Origin of the sequence: Bradyrhizobium sp. CB1717 (assembly GCF_029714325.1) — a bacterium.
Classification (GTDB): domain Bacteria; phylum Pseudomonadota; class Alphaproteobacteria; order Rhizobiales; family Xanthobacteraceae; genus Bradyrhizobium.
In genome coordinates this window covers 1,711,954-1,731,127 of record NZ_CP121666.1, presented here as the reverse complement: position 1 = coordinate 1,731,127, position 19,174 = coordinate 1,711,954, and the positions used below count along the sequence as shown (strand labels likewise).

22 protein-coding genes and 1 tRNA gene are annotated in these 19,174 nt (G+C 64.7%); 10 read left to right on the top strand and 13 right to left on the bottom strand.

Annotated elements, in window-relative coordinates:
- Positions 1-38: 38 nt before the first annotated feature.
- The 3 genes from QA649_RS08285 to QA649_RS08275 all read right to left on the bottom strand — a co-directional run bounded on the left by QA649_RS08285 (position 39) and on the right by QA649_RS08275 (position 2,866).
- Positions 39-659 carry a LysE family translocator gene (locus QA649_RS08285; RefSeq protein WP_283023739.1) on the bottom strand — a complete coding sequence of 207 codons (621 nt, stop codon included), beginning with the start codon at positions 657-659 and terminating at the stop codon, positions 39-41.
- Positions 660-887: 228 nt separating this feature from the next.
- Positions 888-1,421 carry a hypothetical protein gene (locus QA649_RS08280; protein WP_283023738.1) on the bottom strand — a complete coding sequence of 178 codons (534 nt, stop codon included), beginning with the start codon at positions 1,419-1,421 and terminating at the stop codon, positions 888-890.
- Entirely contained in the window at positions 1,421-2,866 is a 1,446-nt protein-coding gene (locus tag QA649_RS08275) for a hypothetical protein (RefSeq protein ID WP_283023737.1), read from the bottom strand. Before QA649_RS08275 ends, QA649_RS08280 begins: the two co-directional genes overlap by 1 nt.
- A 207-nt stretch (positions 2,867-3,073) precedes the next feature.
- Here QA649_RS08275 and QA649_RS08270 point away from each other — a divergent pair, with 207 nt between their 5' ends.
- The 3 genes from QA649_RS08270 to QA649_RS08260 are packed head-to-tail and all read left to right on the top strand — an operon-like array spanning position 3,074 to position 4,360.
- Positions 3,074-3,388: a metalloregulator ArsR/SmtB family transcription factor gene (locus QA649_RS08270; protein ID WP_283023736.1), complete on the top strand. Its 315-nt coding sequence runs from the start codon at positions 3,074-3,076 to the stop codon at positions 3,386-3,388.
- On the top strand, positions 3,381-3,851 hold the full coding sequence (locus tag QA649_RS08265; RefSeq protein ID WP_283023735.1) for an SRPBCC family protein: 471 nt from the start codon (positions 3,381-3,383) through the stop codon (positions 3,849-3,851). The genes QA649_RS08270 and QA649_RS08265 overlap by 8 nt, the downstream gene beginning before the upstream one ends.
- Positions 3,848-4,360, top strand: coding sequence for an SRPBCC family protein (locus tag QA649_RS08260; protein ID WP_283023734.1), 513 nt, complete (start codon positions 3,848-3,850; stop codon positions 4,358-4,360). The genes QA649_RS08265 and QA649_RS08260 overlap by 4 nt, the downstream gene beginning before the upstream one ends.
- Positions 4,361-4,514: 154 nt before the next feature.
- On the opposite strand, the gene QA649_RS08255 is transcribed toward QA649_RS08260, so the two are convergent.
- On the bottom strand, positions 4,515-5,285 hold the full coding sequence (locus QA649_RS08255) for a DUF2189 domain-containing protein (protein WP_283023733.1): 771 nt from the start codon (positions 5,283-5,285) through the stop codon (positions 4,515-4,517).
- A 264-nt stretch (positions 5,286-5,549) separates the two neighbouring features.
- Between QA649_RS08255 and QA649_RS08250 the strand changes: the two genes are divergently transcribed.
- Positions 5,550-7,781 carry an ATP-binding protein gene (locus QA649_RS08250; RefSeq protein ID WP_283023732.1) on the top strand — a complete coding sequence of 744 codons (2,232 nt, stop codon included), beginning with the start codon at positions 5,550-5,552 and terminating at the stop codon, positions 7,779-7,781.
- A gap of 1 nt (position 7,782) precedes the next feature.
- Here QA649_RS08250 and QA649_RS08245 read toward each other — a convergent pair whose 3' ends face one another.
- The 6 genes from QA649_RS08245 to QA649_RS08220 all read right to left on the bottom strand — a co-directional run bounded on the left by QA649_RS08245 (position 7,783) and on the right by QA649_RS08220 (position 12,637).
- Complete coding sequence (locus QA649_RS08245) at positions 7,783-8,226, bottom strand: hypothetical protein (RefSeq protein ID WP_283023731.1); 444 nt, start codon at positions 8,224-8,226, stop codon at positions 7,783-7,785.
- A gap of 2 nt (positions 8,227-8,228) precedes the next feature.
- Complete coding sequence (locus QA649_RS08240) at positions 8,229-8,597, bottom strand: nuclear transport factor 2 family protein (protein ID WP_283023730.1); 369 nt, start codon at positions 8,595-8,597, stop codon at positions 8,229-8,231.
- An 81-nt stretch (positions 8,598-8,678) separates the two neighbouring features.
- Positions 8,679-9,146 carry a MarR family transcriptional regulator gene (locus tag QA649_RS08235; RefSeq protein WP_283023729.1) on the bottom strand — a complete coding sequence of 156 codons (468 nt, stop codon included), beginning with the start codon at positions 9,144-9,146 and terminating at the stop codon, positions 8,679-8,681.
- Positions 9,147-9,154: 8 nt separating this feature from the next.
- On the bottom strand, positions 9,155-10,765 hold the full coding sequence (locus tag QA649_RS08230) for an acyl-CoA synthetase (protein ID WP_283023728.1): 1,611 nt from the start codon (positions 10,763-10,765) through the stop codon (positions 9,155-9,157).
- Between the two features lie 43 nt (positions 10,766-10,808).
- The gene (locus QA649_RS08225; RefSeq protein ID WP_283023727.1) at positions 10,809-11,948 is read right to left on the bottom strand and encodes an epoxide hydrolase family protein; all 1,140 of its coding nucleotides are present in this window, start codon (positions 11,946-11,948) and stop codon (positions 10,809-10,811) included.
- A 233-nt stretch (positions 11,949-12,181) separates the two neighbouring features.
- Positions 12,182-12,637, bottom strand: a complete 456-nt coding sequence (locus QA649_RS08220; protein ID WP_283023726.1) for a GatB/YqeY domain-containing protein — start codon at positions 12,635-12,637, stop codon at positions 12,182-12,184.
- 74 nt (positions 12,638-12,711) lie between these two features.
- Between QA649_RS08220 and QA649_RS08215 the strand changes: the two genes are divergently transcribed.
- On the top strand, positions 12,712-13,071 hold the full coding sequence (locus QA649_RS08215; protein ID WP_283023725.1) for a hypothetical protein: 360 nt from the start codon (positions 12,712-12,714) through the stop codon (positions 13,069-13,071).
- A gap of 4 nt (positions 13,072-13,075) precedes the next feature.
- Here the strand turns inward: QA649_RS08215 and QA649_RS08210 are convergent, their stop codons facing one another.
- Positions 13,076-13,777 (bottom strand): alpha/beta hydrolase, encoded by a 702-nt coding sequence (locus QA649_RS08210; protein ID WP_283023724.1) that lies wholly within the window; start codon positions 13,775-13,777, stop codon positions 13,076-13,078.
- Between the two features lie 146 nt (positions 13,778-13,923).
- Here QA649_RS08210 and carA point away from each other — a divergent pair, with 146 nt between their 5' ends.
- Both carA and QA649_RS08200 read left to right on the top strand, forming a co-directional pair.
- Positions 13,924-15,114 carry a glutamine-hydrolyzing carbamoyl-phosphate synthase small subunit gene (gene carA / locus QA649_RS08205; protein WP_283023723.1) on the top strand — a complete coding sequence of 397 codons (1,191 nt, stop codon included), beginning with the start codon at positions 13,924-13,926 and terminating at the stop codon, positions 15,112-15,114.
- 166 nt (positions 15,115-15,280) lie between these two features.
- On the top strand, positions 15,281-15,802 hold the full coding sequence (locus QA649_RS08200; RefSeq protein ID WP_283023722.1) for a cupin domain-containing protein: 522 nt from the start codon (positions 15,281-15,283) through the stop codon (positions 15,800-15,802).
- A 113-nt stretch (positions 15,803-15,915) separates the two neighbouring features.
- Here QA649_RS08200 and QA649_RS08195 read toward each other — a convergent pair whose 3' ends face one another.
- Positions 15,916-16,440, bottom strand: a complete 525-nt coding sequence (locus QA649_RS08195) for a DNA starvation/stationary phase protection protein (RefSeq protein WP_283023721.1) — start codon at positions 16,438-16,440, stop codon at positions 15,916-15,918.
- 114 nt (positions 16,441-16,554) lie between these two features.
- Here QA649_RS08195 and QA649_RS08190 point away from each other — a divergent pair, with 114 nt between their 5' ends.
- Entirely contained in the window at positions 16,555-17,256 is a 702-nt protein-coding gene (locus QA649_RS08190) for a class I SAM-dependent methyltransferase (RefSeq protein WP_283023720.1), read from the top strand.
- A 54-nt stretch (positions 17,257-17,310) separates the two neighbouring features.
- Positions 17,311-17,386, top strand: a tRNA-OTHER gene (locus QA649_RS08185).
- A 116-nt stretch (positions 17,387-17,502) separates the two neighbouring features.
- On the opposite strand, the gene QA649_RS08180 is transcribed toward QA649_RS08185, so the two are convergent.
- The gene (locus QA649_RS08180) at positions 17,503-17,880 is read right to left on the bottom strand and encodes an ArsR family transcriptional regulator (RefSeq protein WP_283023719.1); all 378 of its coding nucleotides are present in this window, start codon (positions 17,878-17,880) and stop codon (positions 17,503-17,505) included.
- Between the two features lie 113 nt (positions 17,881-17,993).
- On the opposite strand from QA649_RS08180, the gene QA649_RS08175 reads away from it, so the two are divergent.
- The gene (locus QA649_RS08175) at positions 17,994-19,163 is read left to right on the top strand and encodes an MFS transporter (RefSeq protein WP_283023718.1); all 1,170 of its coding nucleotides are present in this window, start codon (positions 17,994-17,996) and stop codon (positions 19,161-19,163) included.
- The last annotated feature ends 11 nt before the right edge of the window (positions 19,164-19,174 follow it).

Below are 19,174 nucleotides of genomic sequence, written 5' to 3'. Positions count from 1 at the left end.
CGCATCACCGCCGCCGCAGGTTCAACCGGGCTGTCTGCTCATTTGGCCCTTGTCAGCGCCAGCCAGATACCGCCGCCGATCATGAAGCCGCCGGAGATACGCGACATCATCCGGGTGCGGCGGGCCGAGAAGAATTTCCGGGCGCGGCCGGCTGCGATGGCATAGAGCGCGTCCGTCATCACCGCGGTGACCATGAAGGTGGCGCCGAGCAGCGCGACTTGCGGAAAGTGCGGCTGGCTCATGTCCATGAACTGCGGAATGAAAGCGCCGAAGAACACCAGCACCTTCGGGTTCGACAGCAACACCAGGAAGCCTTGCAGGAAGAACCCGCCGCGCGGCGGCGGAGGCGGCGCGTCGACATCGACGCCCTCGACCGGCGCCCAGATCAGCCTGATGCCGAGCCAGACCAGATAGGCCGCGCCGGCAAAGCGCACCCAGTCGAACCAGTAGCCCATGGTCGCCATCAGCGAGGTCAGGCCGATCGCGACGATGCCGATGACGATGGCAAGACCCGCTTGCGCGCCGGCAACGTTGGTCAGCGCCGCGCGCGTGCCATGGCGCAGGCCGTTGGCGATGACGAGCGTCACGATCGGACCCGGCAGCAACGCCAGCGCAATGCAGGCGGCGACGAAGGCGAGATAGGCTTGCATGGACATCATGGGGAGGACTCGGCTGAGGGCGGATTGGGGGTATTAATGCATGGGATGGGCGGGAACGGAAGCGAGATGAGCGCAGGGCGCGCGGCAGTCAGCGGTGTCATACCCCGCGAAGGCGGGGTATCCAGTACGCCGCGGCCTCTCCGTATCACACATGCGTCTCTGGAATACTGGATCCCCCACCTTCGCGGGGGAATGACAGCGGAGAATGTGGAAGCGGGCGTACGAGCATCACCGACCGTCCAATGCTTCGGCCATCCACCTCTTCATCTCCTCCGTTTCCAGGAACACCAGCGCCGCACGCTGCACGGCATTCGCCTCGCCTGCGCCTTGCGCCACCGCGACCAGCAGATCGCAGCGGCGCGACAGCGCGAGGCCGGCGGCGGCGTGGCGGGTGCCGTCGGGCATGTCGAGGTCGTAGTGCCTGATGCGGCCCTGCATGGCGGCGATGCCCACGGCGTGCCCCGGTGCGACGGGGGCAAAGCGCGGACTGATCAGGTCGATGTCGGTGACGCGGTCGACCTCGTCGTCATCGGCAACGCCAGTGTCGCAATTGCAGAAGCCGCGCTTGGCGCGGATGTAGAGCTCGGCACCATCGCATCCGCCGGCGATACAGCGGAACGCGCGGCCCGCGGGCCAGCCGTCGCGGGGAAACGGCCACGCGATCTCCCGCCATCGCCCGCCGCGCTCCGTCCCATCGGCATGCATGCTCGCAACCGCACCGAGCGCGATCACCGCAGCCGCGATGTTCATTGCGTGCCGCATCAGTTCCTCGGCAAACCGGCCACAGCGCGCGCGGGACCCGTCAGTTCGAGAATGTGCAGGCCGGTATTGGCGCGGTCGACGATGTAGATGTAGCCGCGATCATCGGTCTCGACATTGTTGGTCTGGATCGCGACTTTGCAGCGCTCGCCGCCCTCGACGGGAATGCAGCGCTTGTCGGTCGCCGCAGTGATCGCCGGGATGAAATAGCCGACTTCCTTCGGATGATAGGGATCGCGGATATCGAGCGCGCGTACGCCGGCGTTGAAGAAGGCGATGAAGGCCAGCTTCTTGTAGTAGACCGGCGTCATGCTCTCGTTCGACGAATGCGAGCCGAACCGGCCGCCGCGCTGGCAGAACTGCCCGCTCGCCTCCGGCACGGTATAGCTCGAGATCATCATCGGCCGCGTCTCGGTGGTGACGTCGGCAAACCACACCATCTGCCGCGCCTCGCCGCATTCGTTGAGGATCGCCTCGTCCACGATCATGACGATGTCGCGCGTCTTGCCGTCCTTGTCCTCGGCAAACTCCGCAACCGGCATGTCGAGCATCGGGAACGTGGTATGGGCGCCATTGAAGGCGGACATCGGCATGCGCGCAATCTCGGGAAAGCGGAGATTGTCCGCCGTTGGCTCCTTCGGCCCGCTCAACAGCTTCTCGCGATCGACGATCTGCAATATGCCGCCCTTGTTGGTGCCGTAGCCGAAATAGACGCGGTTGCCGCTCGGCCCGGTCGAGATCGGCCCGTGTAATTCGGTCGGCACCGCGCCGGTCGAACCCGGCTCCTGACCCGGCAGGCCGAAGTCGCGGATCTTCTGCGGATGCGCGGGATCTGAGAGGTCATAGACCTGCGTCATGCGGCGGGTGCGCCAGTCCGGCGCACCCGAGACGAGAAAGGCGATGCCGGTTTCGCATTCCCACCAGCTCTTGTGCGTGTCCTTCAGGCCGGCGATGCGCGTGATGAGCACGGGGCTGGCGGGATCAGTGACGTTCCAGATCTCATGCGCCTCGCTGCCGAAGGTGCGCAGCATATAGACTGCGCTGGGATCGCCCTTCGGCAACGCCTTGCCGTCGCAGACCCGCACCATCTGTGCGCCGCCGGACTCATACTTGCCCTCCTGCCCCGGCAGATGCCGCAGATACTTTGGACGCGCGGGATCGGTGACGTCGACGATCGAGGTTCCGTTCGGCTCCGCCTGCCCCGTCATCGGATTGACGGGCGCGGGCACATCGTCGGTGCCGCCGTGATGGCCGATATAGGCGATCCAGCGATCGCCCTGATGGTGGATGGTTGGCTGATAGGCGCTGCGCGCCTGGAGGTCGTTGGTGCCGACCAGCTTCATGTTGGAAGCCTCCGGCGGCGCGCCGATGGTCTGCTTCTGCGCGTAGGCCGCGGTGCCGCAGGCGAAAAGAACGAGGCCTGCGGCAGTCAAGACACAACGGAACATCAATGTCCTCCCGGAACCAATCTGCGTTGGCTGAGATGAAAGGCTAACACAGGCATTTGCGAGCGACCAAAACACGATTTCGCGGCGGTCATTCCGGGGCGCACGAAGTGCGAACCCGGAATCTCGAGATTCCGGATAACCGCTGCGCGGTTTCCGGAATGACGTCGGGCTTGACATGCAACCATTTGGTTGCCTATTATCACCGCCATGGATGAAGTCTTCAAAGCGCTCGCCGACGCGTCCCGACGCTCGCTCTTGGACAGGCTTCACGCCAGGAACGGCCAGACGCTGAACGAACTTTGCGAGGGACTCGCGATGACGCGGCAGGCCGTCACCAAGCACCTTGCCATTCTCGAAGAGGCCAATCTGGTCACGACCATCAGGCACGGCCGCGAGAAGCTGCACTACCTCAACCCGGTGCCGATCCATCAGATCGGCGAACGCTGGATCAGGAAGTTCGAGCGCGACAAGCTCGTCGCGCTCGGCGAGTTGAAACGCCAGTTGGAGAAGCGCGATGAGTAAGCCGCAATTCGTCTATGTGAGCTATATCGAGACCACGCCGGAAAAACTGTGGGAGGCGCTGACGTCGAGCGCGTTCACCAAGCAATACTGGTTCGGCGCCGAGGTGAAATCGGACTGGAAGGTCGGCTCGCCCTTCGCGCTTCTGCTCGATGGCGAGGTCACCGATTCCGGCGAAATCCTCGAAGCCGATCCGACGCGGCGCCTCTCTTACAGCTTCAAGCACCACAAGTTCGAGGAACTGCGCGGCGAGCCGATCTCACGCGTCCTCTTCACCATCGAACCATTCGGCGCGCTCGTGCGTTTGACCGTGTTGCATGACGGCTTCGTCGAGGGCGGCAAATATCTCGGCGCCGTCTCCAACGGCTGGCCGGCGATCCTGTCCCAGCTCAAGAGCCTGCTCGAGACCGGCAAGCTGCTCGGCATTCCGCGCGCAGCCCTGAACAAGGGATTCGATGCAAAATGAACCTCGATCAATTCAGGCCGCTCACGGTCTACACCATCTACATCGCCGCGACGCCGGAGAAGGTGTGGGAAGCGCTGACCTCGACCGAGTTCAGCAGGCAGTATTTCTTCGGCAATGCCGTGGAGGTCGAGCCGCGCCTTGGCGGCGCGTTCATCGTGCGCACGCCTGATGGCGCGCTGCACATCAGCGGCGAGGTCCTCGCCTATGACCCGCCGCGAAAGCTCTCCGTCACCTTCAACGTCAACTGGCCGGAGCTGATCGAAAAGCTCGGCCCGACGCTCGTGACCTACGAGATCGAACAGGTCGGCGATGCGGTTCGTCTCACCATGAGCGAAGGCCATGACCGGCCGCTCAGCGACGATATACTCGAAGGTGGACGGCAGGGTTGGCCGGCGATCCTCTCCAGCCTCAAGAGCGTGCTCGAGACCGGCAAGCCGCTGGTGGTGAAAATGGGCCCGCCGCAGCGGATGCTCGACGCGTTGAGGGCGATGGGGATCAAGACGCCGTAGATGCGCCGAGGGTCTCCGCGAACTCGGTATCGTAGGGTGGGCAAAGGCGCACTTGCGCCGTGCCCACCACTGACCCAATACAGCACAGACGCGGTGGGCACGCTTCGCTTTGCCCACCCTACGGCACCGCCCAAGGGGTGGAGGGAGCGATAAGCTACACCGGCACCACCAGCCGCCGGTACAAATGCCACGTCGCGTGCCCGAGCACGGGCAGTGTCACGATCAGGCCGAGAAAATACGGCAGCGCCGAGACGATCAGCAGCATCACGATCACGGCGGCCCAGCCGATCATCGGCAGCGGGCTGGTCACCACCGCCCGCACGCTCGTCACCATGGCCGTGACGAAATCGACCTCGCGATCGAGCAGCAGCGGAAACGACACCACGGTCAGCGAGAACAGGATCAGCGACAGCGCGGCGCCGACCGCGTTGCCGATGGCCAGGAACAGCAGGCCTTCGTTGGTCGTCAGCACCACCGTCATGAATTCCTGCAGGCTCGAGAACGAGGCATGCAAGCCGAGCAGCAGCGCGATCAGCAGCCGCACCTGGTACATCCAGATCACGAACACGAACAGCGTGACGAACGCCATCCAGCCAATTTCGCTGCGCGCGCGGACCGCCGACCAGATCGCGCCGAACGAAACCGGCTCGCCCCGCTCGCGGCGGCGGCTGACTTCGTAGAGGCCGATCGCCACGAACGGGCCGATCAGCGCGAAACCGGCAGCCAGGGGATAGACCAGATAGACCATGCCGAAGGCGGTGAGGCAGAGCATGATGGCGATGCCGCCGGCGGCGTAGAGCGCGCCGAAGCAAAGCCCGTAAAGCGGCAGCGCCTGGAAGTCGCGCAGACCCTCGACCAGCGCCTCGGCGATGTCGGTCGCCACGACGGGACGCACGACCGGATCGACCTTGCCCGAGATGGACATCAGCTTCCTCCTGATTTGCCGGCGCGATCTCCGTCGCACGCGACCTCGATATTAACGCCCTCCCGCACCTCGCGCACGCGCAAGTTGACCACGGAACGACGGTATCGCGGTGAGCCCGCAGCGCCTCCTCGGCCACCCGCCAAGCGTGTGCGTCAAAATCTTTCCTCGCTTTTCGGCACGATGCCTATGGACGGAGCGGAGGGCGGTGCCGCAAATTGTACCTCCGCCCCCCACACGCGATGACCAGAGTGGACCATTCGACCGATGAGCTTGCGTACCCGGCTACTGATCCTCGTCATCGCGGCCATGCTGGTGCCCGCGGGCCTCGTCGGCTTGCGCTTCATGCAGAACCGCAGCAGCGACATCAACGCCGCCCTGACCAATCTGGCGGCGGCGGCCGACGAGATTGCAAGCGACCTGAACGAGAAGATCCAGGGCACCGCGCAGCTTCACTATGGTCTAGCCCGCGCCCGCGACCTCGACACCCGCGACAAGGCGGCGTGCTCGGCGTTCCTGTCGGAAGTGCGCGAGGAATACCCGCAGTTCACCGGAATATTGACCATCGATCCCGACGGCAGCCTGTTCTGCGACTCGCTGCGGACCAACCGCAGCCTCGATCTCCGGGATCGCGCCTATTTCAAGCAGGCCCTGGCCTCGAACCGCGTCGTGCTCGAACCGGTGTTTGGCCGTTTGACCGGAATATCGGTGCTCCAGATCGCTTATCCGGTGCGGACGGAAGCGGGCGCATTGAAGCTGATCCTGCTGGCTTCGTTCAACCTGCGCAAATTCGCGGAGTTTCACCACAGGCGCCTGCTCGCCGAGAAGGATGTCCTGCTGGTCGACGGCAAGGGCACGGTTCTGGTCGCTCCCTCCGGAGCAGGCTGGTCCGTGCCCGTCGGCGGGTCGATCGCGGGATCCGAACTGTTCCGCTTCGCGGCAGCGCCCGACCGGGAGTCCTTTCACGAGGTGACCGATGGCGAGGGCCGCACCCATGTCTGGAGCGTCGCCGCCCGCTCGCCATCGACCCGGGATGCCGGTCTCTACATCCTGGTCGGACGGTCCAAGGATGGACTGGTCGCGGCGGCGAACCGCCGGCTCTACGAGGACCTGGCGATCCTCACCGTGGCCTCGCTGCTGCTGCTGGCGGCGGTCTTGATCCTCGCGACCGTGAGCGTTGGGCGCCAGGTCGGACGGCTCGCCGCGATGGCGAAGAAGCTCGGGCGCGGCGATCTCAGCGCGCGGATTCCGCCGCCCCATCCGGGCGGCGAGCTCGGGGGGCTGATGACCCTGCTCAACGACACCGCCGAATCGCTGCAGCAGCAACGCGCCGCCATCGCCGACCTCAACCAGAAGCTCAGCCAGTCGCAGAAGATGGAAGCCATGGGCCAGCTCACCGGCGGCGTGGCGCACGATTTCAACAATCTCCTGACCGTCATTCTCGGCAACTCGGAGCATCTGGCCGACCAACTGGCGGGCAACAAGGAATTGCACCGGATCGCCGGCGACATCGCGACCGCCGCCGAGCGCGGCTCCGACCTGACGCGGAGCCTGCTCGCCTTCGCGCGCAAGCAGCCCTTGAGGCCGCGCGACATCGACATCGCCGGCAAGCTGCTCGAAATGGAACCGTTGCTGCGCAGATCGCTGGGCGAGCACGTCGAGTGCACCTTCGCGCTCGATGCGGATCTATGGATGACCAGCGTCGATCCCGGCCAGCTGGCGACCGCGCTGCTCAACCTCGTGCTCAACGCGCGCGACGCTTTGCCCGACGGCGGCAAGCTGACGGTCGAGGCGCGCAACATCTCGCTCGGCGACTCCGACCTCGACGTCAACGGCGAGCCGCGGCCGGGCGACTACGTCATGGTGGCCGTGACCGACACCGGCACCGGCATGACCGCCGAGGTGGCGAGCCGCGCCTTCGAGCCTTTCTTCACCACCAAGGAGGTCGGCAAGGGCACCGGGCTCGGCCTCAGCATGGTCTACGGTTTCGTGCGACAGTCCGGCGGGCTGGTGCAGATGCAGTCCGAACCGGGACACGGCAGCGTCGTCAGGCTGTTCTTTCCCCGTCTTGCGACGCCGCCGGCCGAGGATCCATTGCCGGCAGAGCGGACCGCAGCGCCCGATGGCAGCGAGACCATTCTCGTCGTCGAGGACGACGACATGGTGCGGGCCTATGTCGAGAACGAGCTGAAGGCGCTCGGCTACCGCGTGATCGCGCGGTCGAACGGTCCCGCGGCGCTGGACCTGTTGCGCCAGCGCGGCGACGTCCATTTGCTGTTCACCGACGTCGTGATGCCCGGCGGCATGTTCGGACCGGAGCTTGCGCGGCAAGCAACGGCGCTGCGGCCCGGGCTCAAGGTGCTCTTCACCTCCGGCTACACGCAGGATCCGGTCAAGACGCCCGACGGGGTCGGCAACGCCCGCATCCTGACAAAGCCGTTCCGGCGCAAGGATCTTGCCGCGATGCTGCGGGCCGCCCTGTCGGCGCCGTCGCGATAAATCAGGACGAGAACGCGAGCTGGAGCGCCACGCCGAGATTGGCCGCGAACAACGCCGCGTCGATGACGAAGATCCGGAGCATCGGGCCTTTCAACACGGGCCAGTAAGCGACGCCGACACGTCCGCCGCGCATCAGCACGGGAAGGTTGTAGACGAACTGGCTGAAATGGCAGGCAGAGAAGAACAGGAACAGCACGAGCTGCGCCTGGACCGGCTGGAAGAACAGCGGACGCGCAGCCAGGAGATAGAACGACAACAGCCCGATCGGCAGGTTCATGCCGCCGAGGAACGCGACGCTCGCTGCCAGGGTTGGCGCGATCGGATTGCTGCGCTCTTCCCGCGGCAGCAATATCTTCAGCGTATTGCGTTGGGCGATGCTGAACTGGATGAAGGCACCGACAAACCAGAGCGTGTTGAGGAGCAGAACGATATCCAAGAGACGCATGACTATTTTCCGTAAAAAGCTTCGCTGCGGATCACACGGCCCGCATCGTCGAAGTCCATGAATTCGCTGGCGCGCGTGCCACCCAATTGCCACCACACCGTCAGCCGCGCGATCGTCTCGTCCCAACTCCAGCTGACGATCTTCAGGTCCGCGCTTTCGATGTGGCCATAGGCTTGCCGCCAATAGGCGCGGATGTTCTCCGCGCCGGTGACGGTGGGCGATCCGGTCAGTTCGAGCGCGAGAGGACTGCGCATCTGCGCATCGTCGGCGAAATGCGCGACGACCGCGTCGATATCGACCTTGCACCAGTTCGCGCACCATGCCGCGACGAAACGTTCGGCCGCCGCGCGATCCATCTTCCCTGCGCTCATGGCAGAGCCCTCCCCTGACCCGTTGGCCGGAAAGTGGCAAAGCCGCGCTCTCATGTCAACCATATTGACTTGAGAAGCGGGTCAATTGTTGTCGGCGATCGCCTCCATGACGGTCATCCAGGCCGCCGTACCAGATGCCCCGGCGCGATCGAACGCCTGGCGCATGACCTTGCGCTCGTGGTCCGATGCCCTTTGCTCGATGCGTTGCCCCGCAGCCGTCAGGCGCAGCAATTTCGAGCGATGCTGCTCGGGCGAGCGCTTCGACGTCAGGAGCTTGCGCTCCAGCAGCAGGTTGAGCGGCCGGTTCAGGGCCTGCTTGGAAATGCCGAGGATCTCGATCAGCGCGCCGATCGCGATATCGGGCCGGCGCGCCACGACGTAGAGGATGCGATGGTGCGGGCGCGACAGACCCTGCTTGGCGAGATAGTCGTCGGCCTCCAGCGTCATCCCGCGCCAGCCGTAATACATGAGCTCCAGCGCCGCATCGAGATCGTGCAGCTTCGCGAGCGAAGCGCGATGCAGCCCCGCGGCTTGAGACGTCTTCGGCATGGAAAAAACTAACCCCTCGCCCGCAGCTCGCGCCGCAGCACCTTGCCCGTGGCCGTCATCGGCAGCGTCTCGGCGAACTCCACGTAGCGCGGATATTCGTGCGCGGCGAGCTGCACCTTCACGAATTCCTGGATCTCGCGCGCGAGCGCGTCGTTGCCGGTAAAGCCTGGACGCAGCACGATCCACGCCTTGATCGACTCGGTACGGATCGGATCGGGGATGCCGACCACGGCGGCCATCGCCGCCGACGGATGCTTCATCAGCGTGTGCTCGATCTCGGACGGGCCGACGCGATAGCCGGCGGTGGTGATGACGTCGTCCTCACGGCTGACATACCAGAAATAGCCGTCCTCGTCCTGCACGCCGAGATCGCCGGTGAGCAAAAACTCGCCGGCATACTTCTTCGCCGTCGCCTCCGGATTGCGCCAGTATTCGAGCATGGTGACCGGGCACGGCTGGCGCACGCCGATGATGCCGCGCTGACCGCGCGGCAATTCCTCGCCCTTGTCGTTGACGATGCGGACGTCGAAGCCCGGCGTCGCCTTGCCCATGGCACCGGGGCGGATCGGAAAGAGATTTGAGTTGCTGCCGATCACGAGGTTGCACTCGGTCTGGCCGAACACCTCATGCGCGTCGATGCCAAAAGTCTCGCGCACCCATCCCAGCAATTCGCCGCCGAGGGATTCGCCGCCCGTAAAAATGCTGCGCAGCCTGACGCCGGGATGCTTCACGCCGGCCTGGCGCATCAGCTTCAGCGCGGTCGGCGGCAGGAAGACGTTGCGGACGGAAAGATCGGCCATCATCTGCATCGCCGCCTGCGGCTCGAATTTTCGCGCGCGATGGCCGACCAGCGGGATGCCGTGATACCAGAATGCCAGCAGGCCGTTGACGAGGCCGCCGATCCAGGCCCAGTCGGCCGGCGTCCACATCAGATCGCCGGGCCGCGGCAGGAAGTTGTGACACATCTCCACATTCGGGAGATGGCCGAGCACGACGCGATGCGCATGCAGCGCGCCCTTCGGGTTGCCCGTGGTGCCGGAGGTGTAGATGATCAGCGCGGGATCATCGGCCGAGGTGTCGACGTTTGCAAAATCTTCGGACGCGGTCTCGATCGCTGACCAGAACGGCTTTGCGCCGGCGTGGACGGCGCCGCTCGTGACATAGATGTCCTGCAGATAGGGCAGCCGATCGCGGATCTTCGTGAGCTTCTCCCAGCCAGCCTCATCGGTGATGATGGCTCTTGCCTGCGAATTCGACAGGCGGAATTCCAGCGCGTCCTCGCCGAACAGCGCAAACAGCGGGATCGAGATCAGCCCGGAGCGGAACGCGGCCATATGCGCGATCGGGAGCTCCAGCGACTGCGACAAAAAGACCGCGACGCGGTCGCCGCGGACTAGCCCATCCGCCTTCAATACATTGGCGAAGCGGCGCGACATGTCCGCGACCTCGTCGAATGAGGTGCGCGTGGTGACGCCGTTCTCGTCGACATAGATCAGCGCGAGGCGCCCGGTGCCGTCGGCATGGCGATCGCAGCACGCCTCCGCCATGTTGAAGCGCGCGGGGATGTCCCAGCGGAAGTTGCGATAGAGCTCGTCGTAGGTTGCGGCTTCGGTCAGCATCGGCTTGGTCGTCTTCCCGGTGTCTTGTTGTTATTGCACAGGTTCACCGCACGGTCGCGAAGAACTTCCTGACATCGCGCACGAACAGCTCCGGCTGCTCGAAGGCGGCGAAATGGCCACCCATCTCCATCTCGCTCCAATGGGTGATGTTGTGGAAGTTCGGTTCCATCCAGCGTCGCACCGGCGTGATGATCTCCTTCGGGAACACCGCGACGCCCGTCGGCACCTTGACGACCGGCGTCGTGCGGCGCTTGCCGAAGCTCTCCCAATAGAGCCGCACCGACGAGGTCGCCGTCTCCGTCGCCCAGTACAGCATGACGTTGTCGAGCAGCTCGTCCCTAGTGAAGATGTTTTCGGGATGGCCGTTGCAATCGGTCCAGGCCCAGAATTTTTCCAAAATCCAGGCCGCCTGCCCGCTCGGCGAATCCGTCAGGCCATAGCCGAGCGTCTGCGGCCGCGTCGACTGCTGTCTTGAATAGCCGGAGTCGAGATCAACGTAGTGCTTGAGGCCGACGAGCGCGCGCTTCTCCTCCGCTGTCGGCTCGCCCTCGACCTTCGGCGCCGCGTTGAAGGCGAGCGTGATGTGGATGCCAGCACAGTGCTCGGCGTCCTGCGCGCCGAGCGAGGTCGTCACTGCCGAGCCCCAGTCGCCGCCTTGCGCGCCGTAGCGTGCATAGCCGAGCACGTCCATCAGCTTCGCCCAGGTCGCCGCGATGCGGTCGACGCCCCAGCCGGTACTCTTCGGCTTGGCGGAGAAGCCGAAGCCCGGCAGCGAGGGACAGATGACGTGGAAGGCATCGGCGGGACTGCCGCCATGCGCGACGGGATCGGTGAGCGGCACGATCACCTTGTGGAATTCGACGATCGAGCCGGGCCAGCCATGGGTGATGATCAGCGGCAGCGCGTTTGGCTCTTTCGAACGCACATGGATGAAATGGATGTCGAGCTCGTCGATCTCGGTGGTGAATTGCTCGAAGCGATTGAGTTTTGCCTCGCGGGCGCGCCAGTCGTAGCCATCAGCCCAATAGGTGCAGATCTCCTGGATCCATTGCAGCGGCGCGCCCTGGCTCCAGTCATCGACGAGCTCCGCCTCCGGCCAGCGCGTGCGCGCGAGGCGCGATTTGAGGTCAGTGAGGATGTCGTCGCTGATGGCGATGCGGAACGGTTTGATGGCGCCGGTCATCGGTTGGCTCCCCATTTTTCTTGTCGAAAGAGAGTAGACCGAACTGATGCCGCATCAAAGATACCCATCCTCCCCTGGAGGGGGAGGATCGGTTCGCATAGAGCGAAGCGGCATGCGAACCGAGGTGGGGTGACAGTCTCTCCGCGGAAACGCTGCCCGAGTGGAGAGATCACCCCACCCCGCTCGCGCTACGCGCGATCGACCCTCCCCCTCCAGGGGAGGGTACGAACGAGCTAGCCCGACAGCGCGGCCTTCACCAGGCCGCTCGCCTTGCCGAAATCCATCTGCCCCGCGTATTTCGCGCGCAGCACGGCGATGACCTTGCCCATGTCCTTCATGCCGGCGGCGCCGGTTTCAGCGATCGCGTCCGCGATCGCCTTCTTCACCTCGTCCTCGGACATCTGCTTCGGCAGATACGCCGAAATCACCGCGATCTCTTCCCGCTCTTGCGCGGCGAGCTCGGCGCGGCCGCCCTTGTCGTAGAGCTCCACTGATTCCTGGCGCTGCTTGATCATCTTCTGCAGCACCGCGAGCAGGTCGGCGTCCGTCAGCGGCGGCTTGCCCTGGCCGCGCGCGTCGATGTCGGCGTTCTTGATGGTCGAGTTGACCATGCGCAGCGTGGACAGCTTGCGCTCGTCCTTGGCCTTCATGGCCTCCTTGACCGCATTGTTGATGTCGTCGCGCAGCATGATCGCCTCGTTTGGAAACAGTCCGGAAAGACTCGTGGTCTACAACAAGATCGGGGGTCAATATAGGTGCTTGCATGAAGACCGGAAAGCATCTCGCCATGTTGGCGGCCTGCCTCGGGGTGCTCTGGGCAAGCCGTTTCGGCCCCTATTCCTGCGGCGCGCTGCCGGGCTTCACCAGCGAAACCAGCTCGTCCTGGCTCGCCGTCGCCGTGAATGGCCTCTTTCTGATCCTTCTGCTGTACCTGCCGGTCTACGATTTCATATCCCCCAAGCTCGGCTGGGAGACGAAGTTCAATCCGCTCGTGGTCTACGAAGGCGAGCACTCGACGAATCCGGTATCGACGAAGGCCCGGCGCGTCCTCTACGTGGTCGATGTTGCCGTGGCGGGCTTCTTCCTCCTGCCGCTGTGGACCAAAGCCGCCTATTGCGGGTGAGCGGCTAACTCGCGAACCATTCGGTGAGCGCCTGCGCCGTCGCTTCCGGCTGTTCCGGTTGCGGCAGGTGCCCGCAGCGCTCGAGGATCACGAGCCTGGCGCCGGCAATGCCCTCCGCCATCTCCTTCGAGAACGCGTTGGGGATCGTGTTGTCCGCGTCGCCCGTCAGCACCAATGTTGGACACTTGATGGCTGAAAGCGTCGGGCGTGAGTCCACTCGCGCGATGATCGCGGTCTGCTGCCGCAGATAGCCCTCGACGCCGACGTCCTCGCCCTGCTCGTGCACGAGCTGGCGGATGCTTGCATCGTCACGGCGCGATGGGTGCACCAGTTCGGGAAACATCTCCTCGCGCGCCGCGCGCAGCTCGCCGCGCCTGGCGCGCTCCATCAGGCCGCGCCGGCGCGCGGTCGCCTCCGGCGTATCGGGTCGGGCCTGGGTGTTGATCAGTGCAAGCTTCAAAACCCGCTCGGGCGCCTGGCGCATGATCTCGAGCGCGATGTAGCCGCCCATGGAATGGCCGGCGAGCGCGAAGCGCGGCGGCGCCTCGCCCAGGACCCGGGCGGCGATCGCCGCCATGCTGTTGTCGCGGATATGGTTGGCAATCATCACCGGACCGAGCCGCCACAAGGCAGGGAGAACCGGGGCATAGATCCGGGCCGAGGAAGCCAGCCCCGGAATCAGCAGAATCGGGGTGGTCTGGTCCATTATTGCCTCGCAAGCCCCTCAAATTGCCGGAAATTATGCGGCCGAGCTTAAGTGGCCGAGACCGGCTGTCAAATATGCAAAAACGCATGTGAATCGGCCCCCTCCCGCTTTGACGGGCGCGTGTTGGGGGCTTATGAAACGGGCTCATGACACAACATGACAACGATCCCGCTTGGCCGGACCACAAACCGACCGCGCTCCTCGTGCTTGCCGATGGCACGGTGCTCGAAGGCTTTGGTCTCGGCGCCGAGGGCCACGCCGTCGGCGAGGTCTGCTTCAACACCGCGATGACCGGCTATGAGGAGATCCTCACCGATCCCTCCTATGCCGGCCAGCTCATCACCTTCACCTTCCCGCATATCGGCAATGTCGGTACCAACGAGGAAGACATCGAGACGGTGAACATGGCCGCGACGCCCGGCGCGCGCGGCGTGATCCTGCGCACCGCGATCACCGATCCTTCGAACTACCGCGCCACCAAGCATCTCGACGCCTGGCTGAAGGCACGCGGCATCATCGGCCTCTCCGGCATCGACACCCGCGCCCTGACCGCGCTGATCCGCAGCAAGGGCATGCCCAATGCCGTGATCGCGCATTCCAAGACCGGCGAGTTCGACCTGCACGGCCTCAAGGAAGAAGCGCGCGAATGGCCCGGTCTCGAAGGCATGGACCTCGTGCCGATGGTCACGAGCGGCCAGCGCTTCACCTGGGACGAGACGCCGTGGCTGTGGGACAAGGGCTTTGGCCGGCAGGAGAAGTCCGAGTTCAACGTCGTCGCCATCGACTACGGCATCAAGCGCAACATCCTGCGCCTGCTCGCAGGCGTCGGCTGCAAGGTGACGGTGGTGCCGGCGACGACCTCGTCCGAAGACATCCTGGCGATGAAGCCGGACGGCGTGTTCCTGTCCAACGGCCCGGGCGATCCGGCCGCGACCGGCAAGTACGCGGTGCCTGTCATCCAGGACGTGATCAAGTCGGGCACGCCGACCTTCGGGATTTGCCTCGGCCACCAGATGCTCGGCCTCGCGGTCGGCGCCAGAACCAAGAAGATGCATCAGGGCCATCACGGCGCCAATCACCCGGTCAAGGACGAGACCACCGGCAAGGTCGAGATCACCTCGATGAACCACGGTTTCGCCGTGGACGAAAAGACCTTGCCGAAGGGCGCGACGCAGACCCACATCTCGCTGTTCGACGGCTCCAATTGCGGCATCCAGCTCGACGGCAAGCCGGTGTTCTCGGTGCAGTATCACCCCGAAGCCTCGCCCGGCCCGCGCGACTCGCACTATCTGTTCCAGCGCTTCGCCGATCTGATGCGGCAGAAGAAGAGCGCGTAAGGCGCGTTCTCCGCGAAACACTTCACGACAAAAGCCCGGGCTCGCCCCGGGCTTTTTCGTCATTCCGGGCTCGACGCTGCGAGTCGCCCCGGAATGACGGTGGAACGAGGAACGCCGTCTCACGCCGCTCGTTGATCCCTGGTATCCTCCGCGCGGGAGTCTGATCATGTCCGTCGTCCGCGACAAGGCCGAGCCGCTCGCCATCGTGTTCGAGGATGACGGGCTCGTGCCGAACAACATCCTTCCATTCCTGGTCTACCAGGGCGCGGTGAAGCTCGATCCGAAGCAGCCGGAAGAGACCGTCGAAAACCTGTTCGAAGCGAACGGATGGGGCGGGACGTGGCGCAACGGCGTCTACGACTATCTGCACTATCATGCGACGGTGCATGAGGTGCTCGGCGTCGCGCGGGGCAATGCCCGCGTCCGCTTCGGCGGAGATCATGGCCAGGAGCTCGAGATCAAGGCCGGCGATGTCGCGATCCTGCCGGCCGGCACCGGGCATCAGTGCATCAAGGCGAGCGATGATTTCTGCATCATCGGCGCCTACCCGCCAGGCAGCAAGATGGAGATCACGCGGGCGACGGCGGAGAACCACGCGAAAGCGCTGAAGACGATTCCGAAGGTTGCGCTGCCGCCTGCTGATCCCGTGACGGGGAAGGATGGCGCGCTGATGCGGTTGTGGGGGTAGCAGCACGCGCAGTGCCGTAGGGTGGGTTAGCCGAAGGCGTAACCCACCACCATCCATCTCCGAGGAAGCAGAAGAGGTGGGTTACGCTACGCTAACCCACCCTACAGCAGTGCCTACGCCGCGTTGCTGCCTTCTTGCCGGGTTGCCTCGAACAGGAACCATGTCCGACGCTCGGTCTCGTCGATGAAGACTTCGAGGATGCTGGCGCTGGCGACGTCGCCGGCCTCGTCGCAGACGTCGTGCGCCTTGCGCATCGCTGCCGCGACGTGCTTGTTGTCCTGCATCAGCTCGCGCAGCATCTCGCGTGGCGGGACGTAGTCCTCGTTGTTGTCCTTGATGGTCTGGAGTTTTGCGACCTGGCCGATCGATTTCAGCGTGGTGCCGCCGATCTTGCGGACGCGCTCGGCGAGCTGGTCGGTGGTGGCGAAGATCTGGTCCGACTGCTCGTCGAGCAGCAGATGGTAGTCCCGGAAGTGCCGGCCGCTGACGTGCCAGTGGAAATTCTTGGTCTTCAGATACAGTGCGAACGCGTCGGCCAGAAGCACGTTCAGTTGCTCCGAGACCTTCTTGACCCCGTCTGGCGACAGATCGGTGGGGGTGTCGAGATCGGGCGAGACCTTGTTGTTGGTTTTGCTCACGGGAAACCTTCCTGTTAGGACGCGGACATTGACGGCGCGCCGTCGCACCCCTAACGCAAGGCGGGCAGCCCCAGTTCCTTGGCAGGAACCCTTTGGCCGGGACCCTCGGATACCATGGACGATTGGATCGATTATTACGACTCGACGCATACGATCTATGTCAGCAAGCTGCATCGCGACTTGCACTTCCAGATCATTGCGCGGGACATCATCGGCTACATCACCTCGCCCGAGGCGACCGTGCTCGACTACGCCTGCGGCGAGGCGCTGTCGGCGAACCAGGTGGCGGCCGCCTGCGGCAAGCTGATCCTGGCCGAACCGGCGCCGGGCGTGCGCGGCCGGCTGATCGCGCGGTTTGCCCCCAACACCAAGATCCGCGTCCGCTCGCTCGATGACGTCCGCAAGATGCAGGACCAGTCCGTCGATCTCGTGGTGATGAACTCGGTCGCGCAATACATGACGGGCGAGGAGCTCGATGCCGCGCTGCTCAATATCCGGCGATTGCTGACGCGGTCCGGGAAGCTGGTGCTCGGCGACATCCTTCAGCCCCAGGTCGGCATGTTCAGGGACGTGATTGCGCTGCTCGGCTTCGGTCTGCGTCACGGCTTCCTGAAGGACGCGCTGATCGGGCTGATCAGCACTGCACTGTCGGATTACCGTCAGTTGCGCTCGAAGATCGGGCTGCAGCGCTACAGCGAGGACGAGATCACTGCGAAGCTGAAGGCGGCCGGCTTCGCGGTCCAGCGCGCCCATACCAATATCGGCCACAATCGCTGGCGCATGACCTTCGTCGCGCGACCTCCCATGGTTCGTTAAGCATAACAATTAGCCGTTGTGGCTTGTCGCACCGCAACTGGTAATGATCGCGCCGGCCCGGTGGCGGAAGCGTCTACGCGAGGGCGGTGCAACGCTCTTCATCCTGGTTCAAATCCAGGCCGGGTCTCCAGCCTTCGCTGCTTACGCAGCTTCGGCTAGGCAAGCCAGCCTTGCCGCGCCATAGCTCGCAGAGCGGCGGCGGGTTCGGCTGGGCGAAGACGGGCTTTGCCTCCACGCGCAACCGTCTCATTTTCGGTCAACCTCGACCAATTCGCAGCCGGACACGAGCGGCAGCCGGTCGGCATCCTTGGCTGCGGAGCTGAGCACGGCGTCGAGCAGGCCCGGGAAGCGCGCCTCCAGATCCTCACGGCGCAACCGCATGAAACGGTTGGTGCCCGCCAGGCGCGTCCGCATCAGGCCGCAGTCGCGCAGCTTGGCGAAGTGATAGGCGAGGTTCGACTTGCCGCTGAGCGCGCTGAAGTCACTGCAGCGGAGTTCGCTGCTGACACGTTCCTGCTGGGCGAGCTGGTAGACGATCGCCAGACGGATCGGATCGCTCAGGCAATCCAGCACCATCGGCAGTTCGATTTGCTCGCGGGTGGGATGGTGGGGCGTGCGGCTCATGGTCCGAAAATCATAGCGATGCGACCGCAATGTTCAATAGTTCTTGAACTAATTGACACTGATATCGCTTCGTTCAATAGTTCAATAAACGTTGAACATAGGAATTGTTTGCAATGAGCGTCTTCTGGCTGGCCCTCGGGGCCTTTGCGATCGGCACTGAAGGCTTTGTGATTGCTGGGCTTTTGCCTGCGATTGCGAGCGACCTGTCGATCTCGGTCTCGGCCGCGGGCCAATTGGTCACCGCCTACGCCCTCACCTACGCCGTGGGCTCCCCCATCCTGGCGGTCGCGCTGAACAACATCGACCGCCGCACCGTGCTGGCCTTGGCACTGACGACCTTCATTGCCGGAAACCTCGCGGCGATGGTGGCCTCCAACTACGCCCTGCTGCTGGCCTCGCGGATGCTGATGGCGCTGGGGTCCGGGCTGTGCATGCCGACAGCGCTCGCCGTATCGGTCGCCGTCGCCTCGCCCGAACGGCGTGGCCGCGCGGTGGCATTGGTGACCTCGGGCCTCACGGTTGCGACCGTCATCGGCGTTCCCCTCGGCAATCTCGTCGGGAGCTTGTTCGGCTGGCGCGCGACTTTTGCCATGGTGGCGCTGATCGGCGCTGTCGCACTCGCCGGCCTGCCGCTTGGCCTGCCCCGCGGCCTGCCGCGCAACACGGCTTCGCTCAGCGACCGGCTGGCAGTAGCGCGGCACGGCAACGTGCTGGTCGCGCTTGTGATCACGATTTTATGGGCGCTCGGCGGCTTCACCGTGTTCACCTATTTCGCGGTGCCGCTGCGCGGCCTCGGCTTTGATGCCTCGCAGATCAGCCTGGCGCTGCTGGTGTTCGGCGGCGCGGCTGCGATCGGGAACATGCTCGGCGGCGCGCTGGCCGACCGGCTCGGCACGCTGACCACCGCAGCCCTCGGGCTCGCCGGCATGGCCGCTGCGCTGATCCTGCATTCGCTGGTCCTCAAATTGATGCCCGGGCAGGCGCATTACGCCGTGCTGGGCGCGATCTTCCTGTGGGGCATCTCGGGCTGGGCGTTCTATCCGGCCCAGATCGCCAGCATCATCCGGATCGAGCCGCAGGCCTCGATGATCGCGCTCTCGCTCAACGCCTCCTCGATGTATCTCGGCTTCGCCATCGGCGGGGCCTTGGGGGGAGCGGTGCTGGCCACCCTGTCGCCGACCGACCTCGGCTGGATCGGCGGATCGAGCGTCGCGGCCTCGCTTCTGGTGCATCTCGCCCGTGGCTGGCAGGCCCGGCCAAAACCGGTCAAAATTGCCGGTTGATGGGCGTTTTT